Origin of the sequence: Klebsiella scottii (genome assembly GCF_036561945.1) — a bacterium.
In the GTDB taxonomy this organism is placed as follows: domain Bacteria; phylum Pseudomonadota; class Gammaproteobacteria; order Enterobacterales; family Enterobacteriaceae; genus Klebsiella; species Klebsiella scottii.
On sequence record NZ_JARXNI010000019.1, the window covers coordinates 430,604 to 440,379 of the forward strand.

Annotated in this window: 9 protein-coding genes and 1 pseudogene; 3 read left to right on the plus strand and 7 right to left on the minus strand. The window is 51.3% G+C overall.

Translation table 11 applies throughout. From position 1 onward, the window contains the following. Positions 1–12 precede the first annotated feature (12 nt). Genes QFI97_RS05835 through QFI97_RS05845 form a run of 3 tightly spaced genes read right to left on the minus strand, consistent with a single transcriptional unit; the run spans position 13 to position 3,319 of the window. A complete protein-coding gene (locus tag QFI97_RS05835; protein ID WP_095099067.1) occupies positions 13–849 on the minus strand; it encodes an ABC transporter permease in 837 nt (278 codons plus the stop codon). 2 nt (positions 850–851) lie between these two features. Further along, positions 852–1,805 carry an ABC transporter permease gene (locus QFI97_RS05840; protein ID WP_045858055.1) on the minus strand — a complete coding sequence of 318 codons (954 nt, stop codon included), beginning with the start codon at positions 1,803–1,805 and terminating at the stop codon, positions 852–854. Then, the gene (locus tag QFI97_RS05845; protein WP_223261772.1) at positions 1,802–3,319 is read right to left on the minus strand and encodes an ABC transporter substrate-binding protein; all 1,518 of its coding nucleotides are present in this window, start codon (positions 3,317–3,319) and stop codon (positions 1,802–1,804) included. The genes QFI97_RS05840 and QFI97_RS05845 overlap by 4 nt, the downstream gene beginning before the upstream one ends. Before the next feature lie 338 nt (positions 3,320–3,657). Here QFI97_RS05845 and QFI97_RS05850 point away from each other — a divergent pair, with 338 nt between their 5' ends. Beyond that, positions 3,658–5,016: an LLM class flavin-dependent oxidoreductase gene (locus QFI97_RS05850; protein WP_346430715.1), complete on the plus strand. Its 1,359-nt coding sequence runs from the start codon at positions 3,658–3,660 to the stop codon at positions 5,014–5,016. A gap of 699 nt (positions 5,017–5,715) precedes the next feature. On the opposite strand, the gene QFI97_RS05855 is transcribed toward QFI97_RS05850, so the two are convergent. Continuing rightward, on the minus strand, positions 5,716–6,027 hold the full coding sequence (locus QFI97_RS05855) for a hypothetical protein (RefSeq protein WP_095099064.1): 312 nt from the start codon (positions 6,025–6,027) through the stop codon (positions 5,716–5,718). Between the two features lie 142 nt (positions 6,028–6,169). Here QFI97_RS05855 and QFI97_RS05860 point away from each other — a divergent pair. Together QFI97_RS05860 and QFI97_RS05865 are read left to right on the plus strand one after the other, a co-directional pair. Then, positions 6,170–6,574, plus strand: a pseudogene (locus tag QFI97_RS05860) (DUF2251 domain-containing protein). Between the two features lie 526 nt (positions 6,575–7,100). Further along, entirely contained in the window at positions 7,101–7,562 is a 462-nt protein-coding gene (locus QFI97_RS05865) for a SymE family type I addiction module toxin (RefSeq protein WP_346430716.1), read from the plus strand. Positions 7,563–8,226: 664 nt separating this feature from the next. Here the strand turns inward: QFI97_RS05865 and QFI97_RS05870 are convergent. Genes QFI97_RS05870 through QFI97_RS05880 form a run of 3 tightly spaced genes read right to left on the minus strand, consistent with a single transcriptional unit; the run spans position 8,227 to position 9,768 of the window. Continuing rightward, positions 8,227–8,934 (minus strand): hypothetical protein, encoded by a 708-nt coding sequence (locus QFI97_RS05870; protein ID WP_346430717.1) that lies wholly within the window; start codon positions 8,932–8,934, stop codon positions 8,227–8,229. Further along, complete coding sequence (locus QFI97_RS05875) at positions 8,840–9,526, minus strand: HNH/endonuclease VII fold putative polymorphic toxin (RefSeq protein WP_346430718.1); 687 nt, start codon at positions 9,524–9,526, stop codon at positions 8,840–8,842. The genes QFI97_RS05870 and QFI97_RS05875 overlap by 95 nt, the downstream gene beginning before the upstream one ends. Before the next feature lie 50 nt (positions 9,527–9,576). Continuing rightward, positions 9,577–9,768, minus strand: a complete 192-nt coding sequence (locus QFI97_RS05880) for a DUF4926 domain-containing protein (protein WP_346430719.1) — start codon at positions 9,766–9,768, stop codon at positions 9,577–9,579. Positions 9,769–9,776: the final 8 nt, after the last annotated feature.

The window sequence follows — 9,776 nt, forward strand, 5'->3', positions numbered from 1 at the left end:
GGTTGCCGCTCCTTATTGGTAAGGGTCAAGGAGATCGCGCAAGCCGTCCCCCAGCCAGTTAAAAGCCAACGACAGCAGCACGATCGCCAGGGCTGGAGCGGTAGCGACGTGCGGCGCACCGAGGATCATCATCTGCGCGCCTTCGCCAACCATGCGTCCCCAGTCCGCCTGCGGTGGCTGTACGCCGAGGCCGAGGAAGCTGAGGCCGGCCAGAAATACCACCATGCCGCCGAGCAACGAGGTGGTGTAAACCAGCAGCGGCGTCGCCACGTTGGGCAGGATTTCACGGAACAGAATGTCGACGGTCGACGCCCCCTGGGCGCGTAGCGCCTCGACGTACTCTTTCGCCGCCTCGGCGCGAGTATCCCGATAGACCACGCGGGTGAGGTAGGGAATGACGCTGCAAATCAGGGTGATGATGAGCGTCGGATAGCCGCTGCCCAGCACCGCTGAGAGGCCGATGGCCAACAGCACCATCGGGAAGGCGAACAGCATGTCCATACTGCGCATAATCAGTTCGGAAAAGGCCGAGGCGCGAAAACCTGCCAGCATGCCGAGCGCGAGGCTAATCAGCGCGGCGAAGATAATCGGCAGCACCGAAGCCGTAAGCAGGCTACGCCCGCCCCAGATGATTCGGCTCAGTACGTCGCGCCCCTGATTATCCAGGCCGAGTAAATGACCCGGCGTTCCCGGCGGCGCCAGGCGCAGGCCGTCAAACGAAGCGAGCGGGTCGTATGGCGAAAGCCACGGAGCCAGCAGAGAGACCAGCAGCGCGGTGAGCAAAATAAACAGGCCGAACAGTGCCAGCCCGTGTCGGGAGAGCCGGCGCAGGAACAGGGTCGTGGTCATGATTAGCGGGCTCCCTGGTGGCGCGGGTCGAGCCAATCCTGCAGGATGTCGCTGAGCAGGTTGACGGCGAGGAAGCAAGCGGCAATCAGCATCACCCCGGTCTGAATGGTGGGGTAGTCCTGGCCAGCCGCGGCGTTGTATAGCTGGGTGCCAATGCCGGGCCAGGCGAAAATTTTCTCGATAAAAATGACGCCGCTCAGCAGGTAGCCGATTTGCAGCCCGGTAATGCTGACAATTGGCGCCAGAAGATTGCGTCCGAGATGCCGCCATAGCAGCAGCGCGGTGGGATAGCCTAGCGCACGGTAGGTGCGGATGTAGTCGGCATTCATAATGCCAATTACGCTGTTACGCACCTGACGAGCGAGGATCAGCATTGAGATCAGCGCCGTCGAAAGCGCCGGTAAAAACAGATGGTGCAGAAGATCGCCGAGTCCGCGATCGCCTCGCATGTCGTACATGCCGGAGACCGGAAACCAGCGCAGCTTGACGGCGAACAGCCAGATGAAAAACACCGCCAGCCAAAAGATGGGGACGTTGTGGCCGAGCTGCACCAACAGCATCACCAGACGGTCACGGCGGGTGTTCTGCCACAGGCCGCACGCCACGCCGACCGCCACGCCGGGGATCAGGCACATCAGCACCGCGGCGCCGGTAAGGATGGCGGTATTGGCGAAGGCGCTACTCAGTACCTCTACCACCGGCGCGCGCAGGGTCAGCGAAGTTCCCCAGTCACCGCTGAACAGATTTTTCAGCCACAGCAGGTACTGGACCGCCGCCGGTTTATCCAGCCCGTAGACGTGACGGATCTGCTCGATAGCTTCGGCGGAGAGCTGGCCGGCCAGCGCGTTGGCGATCGGGTCGCCGGGTACCAGCTTAGCAATCAGGAACACCAGCAGCGAGATCAGAAACAGCAGCGGGACGGCCTGCGCCAGCCGAAGCAGTACGATGCGTATCATGATTTCAGCCACACGCGGGTCAGGTCGTAGAAGTTCTGCGCCGGTACGTTAAAGCCCTGGACGGCAGGCGATGTGGTAAACACGCGGTTCAGCTCCAGCAGCGGGACGAACGCCGCCTGCTGCTGGAACTGCTGGTTGACCTGGTGCCACAGGGTCAACGCTTTCTGACGGTCGATGGTTACGCTGGCCTCGGCAATCAGCGGCGCGACGCCGGTAATCACCTTTTCGCCTTTGCCCCGCGAAACCACGTAGTTTTTCCACGCCACGTTCAGCCACTGCGGGCTAATCAGCCCCCACTCCATGGTGAACAGCCCGGTATCATCGGCGAGGTTGGCCAGATGCGAGCTGTAGGTGATCCACTCCTGCGACACGACCTTCACGGTAATGCCGACCTTGCTGAGATCGCGCTGGATCCACTCGATAACCGGCTGGTTCTGGTCATAAGTGATGATGGTGAAGCTCACTTCGCCGGGCTGGTAGCCCGCATCGGCCAGCAGCTTTTTCGCCCCTTCCGGGTCGTAGGCATAGTCTTTCTGCTCGGCCAGAAAAGCTTCATTAGAACGGTTGAGTATGCTGTAGCTCGCCACCGCGTGGCCGTTGAGCAGCGATTTCACCAGCTCTTCGCGGTTGATGGCCTTAATCACCGCCTGACGGACCGCCAGCTGGCTGGTATATTTATTGGCAAAGTTCCAGCCGAGGAACAGCTGGTTGGCCTCTGTGCTGTCGTGCACCGTATAGCCGCTTTGTGAGAGCAGATCTACCGCGTCGGTCGGGGTACGTGACAGGATATCCACCTGGCCTGATTGCAGCGCGCTGACGCCAGTGCTGCCGTCGAGAATTGGACGGAAGATCAGCCTTTCCATATACGGCTTTTTGCCCCACCAGTCGTCGTTGCGAACCAGCTCGGTGCGGTCGTTGCGTACCCGCAGCACAAAGCGGTACGGGCCGGTGCCGGTAGGGTGCTCCGCCAGCCCGTCCTGACCCCATTTTTTCAGCGCCTCCGGGCTGAAAATACCGGAAACCCAGTTGCCCTGCGGCAAGAAACGCAGGAAATCAGGGAAAGGCTGGTTGAAGGTGTAGCGGACGGTAAGCGGATCAACGACCTCAATTGCTTTCAGATCGTGATAGACCTGAGCCATGGTGGCCTGTGAGCGGGCGTCATAGTATTCAAACTGTGGATCGGTATAACGGCGCACGTTAAAACGCACCGCTTCGGCGTCAAACGACGTGCCGTCATGGAACTTGACCCCTTCGCGGAGATGGAAGGTAAAGACGGTTGCATCATCATTGATTTCCCAGCGGGTCGCCAGTCCGGGGACGATCGGCGGGGTGCCCTGCGCCGCGGGTACGGAGAGATCTTCTGCGACCAACGACTCGTAAATATGTTTATCAACCCGGTAGGTTTCATAAGAATACTGTCGGTTAGGATCGTAAATCGTCGGTTCCAGAGCCTGACCAATAATTAAGATTTTGCCATAACGAGATTTCTCATCGCTATCCTCAGCAAAGGACAAACCGGGCAGTCCTAATCCCATTAATAATGTGGTGGAAATAGCCGTAAGCTGTAATAGCTTACGACGAGATAATAATATCCCGGATGGAAAGTTCTTGTTTTTCATGGCGATGTCCAAGTTTTGACTGCAGGTCTTTGTAATATTTGCCTGAATTTTTTGTCTTTCCATCAGGTCTGAAGGCGATGTTAGCACTGGAAAAAAAAGAGCATAAATGCGCATTTGTGATTTTATATTCTATTTTTTTAATTTGCGGTTTTCGACTTTGGTTTGCCGGATTTAATAATTGTCGATAAAAATGGTTTTATTTATTGTCAGTTCTTTTTATTTCGGTAAATGACATGCGCAATAACATTATTCTCAGCGGGTTTACGATGGCGGCAGTTTCACATATTAACTACGGCATGTGGCGCGACCCGCAGGACCAAAGCCATCGTTATACCGATATTGAGTACTGGGTAGGTCTGGCGAAGCTGCTGGAAGAGAACGATTTTGACTGCCTGTTTATTGCCGATGCGCTGGGGCTGATTGACAGCTGGCAGGGCAGCCCTGCGGCCTCGCTTAAGCAAGGCATCCAGTCTCCGCTTATCGATCCGCTGCTGCTGGTCTCCGCCATGGCGGCACAGACAAAGCGGCTGGGGTTAGGTATCACCGTCTCCACTACCTATGAGCAGCCTTACCTGCTGGCGCGGAAATTTACCACTCTCGATCACCTGACCAATGGGCGTATTGCCTGGAACGTCGTAACCTCACAGTTGGAGAGCGCGGCGCGCAATCTCGGACTGGAAAAGCAGATCGATCATGACGAACGCTACGAGCGTGCCGACGAGTTTCTGACAGTTAGCTACAAATTGTGGCAGCACTCCTGGGAGCGGGCGGCGCTGAAGCGTGATAAGACGGAGGGTCTTTATACCGACCCCGCCAAAGTCCACCCGATCCGCCATCAGGGGCGCTGGTTTACCGTACCGGACGCGCACCTCTCTGAACCCAGCCCGCAGCGGACGCCGGTCATTTTTCAGGCCGGGGGCTCGCCACGCGGCATTGATTTTGCTGCTCGTCATGCGGAGGTGGTGTTTGTCGCCGGGCTGGACGCCAGCGGCGTCCGTCGACAGGTCACGGCCATTAAGTCGCGGGCGGCGGAGTTTGGTCGCTCGCCGGGGGCAATTAAGTTTATCAGCGCGGTAACGGTCATTACCGCAGAGACCGAGAGTGAAGCGCAGCAGCGCTATTCAGAACGACGCGCGCGCTATGATTTACAGGGCGCGTTGATCCATTATGGCGCCAGCACCGGCGTCGATCTTTCCGGCCATTCGCTGGATGCGCCGCTGGCATGGCAGCAGACCAACTCTAACCGCTCGCTGCTGAAAATGGTCACCGGCGAGGATGGACAACCGAGCCGCACGCTGCGCGAAGTATTTCATCCTGAGCAGGGGCTAGGGCGGCAGAAGACCTTTGTCGGCAGTGGTGCCAGCGTTGCCGGGCAGTTGGCGCAGTGGCTGCAAGAGAGCGATACCGATGGCATTAATCTTGCGCAGTGGCTTTCTCCAGGCTGTTTTGAGGATTTTGCCCGTTGGGTGATCCCGGAGCTGAAACAGCGCGGCCTGTTAGGGAACCCGACTGAGACGCTGACGCTGCGTCAGCGGCTTTTCCCCGACGGCGGTGCCGAGCCTGCAGCCGATCATCCGTCGCAGCAAAATTAGCGCACAGAACGAAAGTCGGAAGCTGCATATCTGAGTGGTGTTAGTCCAGGGGACGCGAATAGCATTGCACCTGAGTTTAGTGGGAAATATCTATTAGTTGAGTGTTATGAAACGAATGAAGGGCAGCAGGGAAGCCGTAATAAACTCGCCTGGCTGCAAGAATTCAACGTATTTGTCCCGGTCTCTATGCAAGTAGGTGATAAACCTGAAAGTTCAGTGAAACTGGAAAATGTTAGCGTGATACGTTAATAAGCAGCAGGCTCACCGTTTTCGTCGGTGAGCCTTTTATGACCCTGGCTCGAGTATGGTCCAGACCTGGTCAAGATTAACTGGCGGTGAGAACAATTTCGAATTTCCTCTACTCGCTCAAATCGGCCATTTAAGTCGCTAGTTAAGCGATTAGCAGAAGAACATTCCTGTCAGTGATTATAATCCCTCAGAAAAACTGTCAGCACATCTTTCGGAGGAATACCCCCGCACAAACACGATCCTTTCATTTCAAACCTTACTGGTCCAGTCCGATAATGCTCAAAACAATATTATTTTTCACTGCGCTGAAAAGCATTCAATTATTACGGTTGTTATCAGTCTGAGGGTGCTGGCGGTGGTACTGCAAAGAACTCTTTATTAAATTAAATATGAGAACTGGGCAGACTCAGAAGAGAAAAAGGCCGCCTCATGGCAGCGGCCAGTGAATGACTATAGAGGTGATACCGTCTGGACATTGTGTTGGAAAACGTAAGGATCAGATAGCAACTCAAATTGCTCGTCATCCGGATAGGTGACTGCAATCTGGTACTGTTCGCCTGCGAATGCTTTCACGGCATCAAGATCTTTCCAGTAAGTTGCCAGGAAGAAATGCTCCCATTCACCCTGCGTCTCTCTGCGTACATATGCTCCCAGATTTCCTGGTGTCCCTTCAGAATGTTCAACACCTGTCTTTTGCAGATGATTTGCAAAGCCTTCTGCATGCCTGAACGGTACGCATCCGTGCCATGTTCTGACTACCATGCATCTATCCTCATGTTATGAAAGTTTTTAACCATAACATGGTATGGGAGGAAGTGTGATTCGCGATCGGGATGTTATGGTAGATTGCTTGTCAGTTAGAAAGCAGCCTAACCAAACAACCAGGGAAAGGAGAGTCATCGGTATGACGATTTTAGTGACGATACAGGCTCAGCTCATTACTGGAGAAGCGCAGGTGATAAAAAGCCTGGCTCCTGAGGGGATGCTGGCCGCCGTATTTGAAGACGACGGCCAGACCGGGTATTTCTACGCGCTCGATGAGTCCGTTGATGGAAACCCGATTCAGGATGCAGTACATATCTAAAATGTCGAGGATATTTCAGACGGCCACATTCCTTCTGACGTTAAAATCGGCTGGTCAGAAGACAGTCAGAAGTGCGTGCTCCTTATCAACGGATATCCGCATGGAGCGTTCGATTTCGTGGGGAAAAATGGGTACTGCAGAAGCGGATTTCCTCCCCCGATAAACAAGGTATGGTCTGTGTCCGGCCATGAGTGGAGCGATTCGGTGGATGACTTTTTCCGGTGAGTTACGGTGGGCTTAACGCCTGACTTTATTCTCTATCCATATTTATAATGTCACTCTGAAGAGGGCGGACGATTTCCTGGACTCTCAGGAGATAAACTATGTATTCCGAATGTCCGCTTCTCGCTCAGCGCTGCCCTTTAGTGCTGCCGTTCACCTCGTTGCCTGCACTCTGCTCGCCCCCGTGTCCAGGGTATGGGAGGAGGTGTTCGACAGCCAGCCATTCTTGACGGAGGGCAGGGGATACATACCATCAATACCGCTACTGATGGCAGAAAAACTGTGTGTCCTTATTAATAATGCAACGTACATGAAGTTATATTATTTCCTGAATCCACTTCGCAATAATCAACAATCTTTATGCAATATATACTGTGTTTTTATTCAGTGCGATATAATGAAGCCAGATAAAACTTCGCTTGTCATAACGGAAGGATGGAATAGGTAGAAAGATTATTAAAGAGCGCGGTAAGGAGGTGGTGGAACACCTTCATACCGCTAACCACAGACAACTAAACGGGAGTTGAATATGGCTGAGAAGAATTTTAAGCCAGAACGTGCTATTGCCAAAATAGATTCTGATGAATCAGAAACTAGTGGCAAAAATTGCGAGCTGTTACGTAAAAAATCCGTTAAGCACTTGCAGAATAGATCCACAACGGAGTCATCACAACCGCTTAACCGCACGGAGTTTTATGACCGTATGCGGCATGACTATATCCCGCTCCAGGGGGACTGGCTTTCGCAGGCCGGATTTACGCCGGGTATGCCGGTAAAAATCAGAGTGATGCCAGATTGCATTGTGATCACCGCCCAGAACAGCCGGGAGCTGTTCGGTTGTGCCGAAGGGCTAAGCGCGGCTCATTTCAGCAAGAAGAAAATGGACTTGTGGATCAAGACGTTCCCCGGTGCGCTTAATGATACCGGTGACCTGCCGGTCATCCGGCGGGAGAAGCCCCGCTATGATTGCCTGAAGCGAAGCCGTGACTGACCCTCAAGGTAAAATCCCGGCTCGGCGGCCGGGATTTTTGTGAAGATCAGTCCGGATCTGAAGGAGGCTTTTTACGAGAGTTAAATTTATCTATCAGATTAAAAACTATTGTGGCCAGTGTAATTGCAGAACCAGCTACACACCCAAACACAAATATTCTTTCCACATGGTAGACAGGAAAAAAGAAGTATCCTTTTGTTAGATATATAAATAATGCTGCTCCTCCTATAAGCAAGAAACCAAATGCAATGCAAAAGATACATGAATATATGAGTAATGTAATATAAGGAATCATTCCTTTCTCTCCAGATGCCTTTCAGTCGAAGGCCGACAAACTATCCTAATAGCGGCCGCTATAGATCCAACATTAGCCAGGTCCGTTGATTATTGCGCTCACCATAGCAGATATCGTACCGTTGCTCAGCTTATTTCGAAATTATTTACTGGCTTGGCATGGATATTACCAGATATTATGGCGACTATTTCCGCTGAATAGGCACCGGCCGGAGCACTGTTACCTTACTATGCATTATTTCCAGGAGCCCGGAGGGTCATATCCGTCAGGGGGTGCTGATATCTGACTGGTATACAAACAAGATATTGATATGATTATCCAACTTTTGTGAGAACTTCACAAAAGTTGGAACTCTGCATTCATTGTGTTTTATATACGATTTATATTATTTTTTTTCAAAGCATACTTGCTACCTAAAGCAACAACCTCAGTATCTCTCTCGTCAAAATGACCTAAGAGGAAGAATATGACCCCATCATTGTGGAGTATATTATTTATCCAATGAGTCAGGCGATCAAATTGAGGGTTGTCCTCAATGTTAACATTTGGCTTTATATTTGAAAAAAACAATCTCTCTTCCGAGTTTATTAATTTCTGAAGTTCATTGTCCACATGCTTGATAATATATCCAGTCCCGGTTAATATAAGCCCTTTAACGCCATTGTCAATAAAAGAGCTTTTATCGTAAATGTAGTTTGTGTTTACTCCTGAATTTTCAATTAATCTCCATGTTTTTTTATATTTAACTATTGCGGTGTTAGGCTGCTCGGGAACTAATTGCACCATGACGTGAATATTCTCAGCACTATCATCAGTAACATATGTATACATATCCTTCAATAGTTTTTCGCCATACTCTCTCCGTGTGCAACCGGGTAATTCCCAGCTTACAGCTGAAATTCCATCCAATGAGAAAGATAGCTTATCGAAATTAGTTATGTCATTTTTGACATTTAAATCGGCGGCATATCGTTTTACACAATTAATAGTCATAGTGGTTGCCTTGCTCATCGTTAAAGTGTGGGCCACGGTTTTGGCTGGCATCATCTCCATAAAAATGACCACCGGCATCATCACGAATATACACCTTTTGAGTTCCTCCACCTGGCTTCGGCACATCAAATTCATATATATAGCCGGGTTGAACATTGCCACGTCTATCAGCGTTTGGAGATACTTTACTTGGACTTTGGCTAACAGGAATACCAGATTGCCTTTTAGCTTCATTGAATGCACCAGCCCTTGCTGAACCTTCTGGTGATAAGTTTGCTGGTTTATCTCCTGTAGCCAGGTAAGCCAAATCATCCTTATTCGGCCCATCCGGGATCGGCGTTACTGTGGTATTTCCACCTGTATCCGGCGTATCCTCAGTATTTCCAGTATTACTCCCTCTTTGATCGCCAGACTGATCCGGCGTGATAAGCGACGTTCCCTTATTCTCATCCTGAATCGGGTTTACCAGTTTTCCACCCGTCAGATCATCATTCACCGGCAGAGTTTCAGTTCTGCTTCCTGACCCGTCCGCATGTTTCTGACTCTGTTGTGCTTGAACCACAGCCATCAGCACGCACATTTCATTCGCCAGACAACCTGCACTCAGTCCTTCTTTCACTTTCTTCGTCAGCGCAAGAGCTGCCTGAAACGGAACTGTGGTTGATTCTGAAAGCAAAACTCCCAGCTCGATGAGCGGGAGTTTTTACAGTGACAAGAGATAGATTGCTATTCTGATAGTTCAATATCATCAGGATAAACTGTTAAAACATCTAATGTATCTCCCTCTCTATCAACGAACTCTACTTCATAGCCTATTGTGGGTTTTTGGTATACCAAAACGACTGCACCTAGACATCCTTGTGAAACTGTGGCAGACAAGTTTTTCTTTGCTTTTACTACATCATATTCTTTAAGCATAAAGTAAA

Coding starts and splice junctions, on each gene's coding strand:
- QFI97_RS05835 (WP_095099067.1), bottom strand. CDS start 849: ATGACCACGACCCTGTTCCTGCGCCGGCTCTCCCGACACGGGCTGGCA.
- QFI97_RS05840 (WP_045858055.1), bottom strand. CDS start 1,805: ATGATACGCATCGTACTGCTTCGGCTGGCGCAGGCCGTCCCGCTGCTG.
- QFI97_RS05850 (WP_346430715.1), top strand. CDS start 3,658: ATGCGCAATAACATTATTCTCAGCGGGTTTACGATGGCGGCAGTTTCA.
- QFI97_RS05855 (WP_095099064.1), bottom strand. CDS start 6,027: ATGGTAGTCAGAACATGGCACGGATGCGTACCGTTCAGGCATGCAGAA.
- QFI97_RS05865 (WP_346430716.1), top strand. CDS start 7,101: ATGGCTGAGAAGAATTTTAAGCCAGAACGTGCTATTGCCAAAATAGAT.
- QFI97_RS05880 (WP_346430719.1), bottom strand. CDS start 9,768: ATGCTTAAAGAATATGATGTAGTAAAAGCAAAGAAAAACTTGTCTGCC.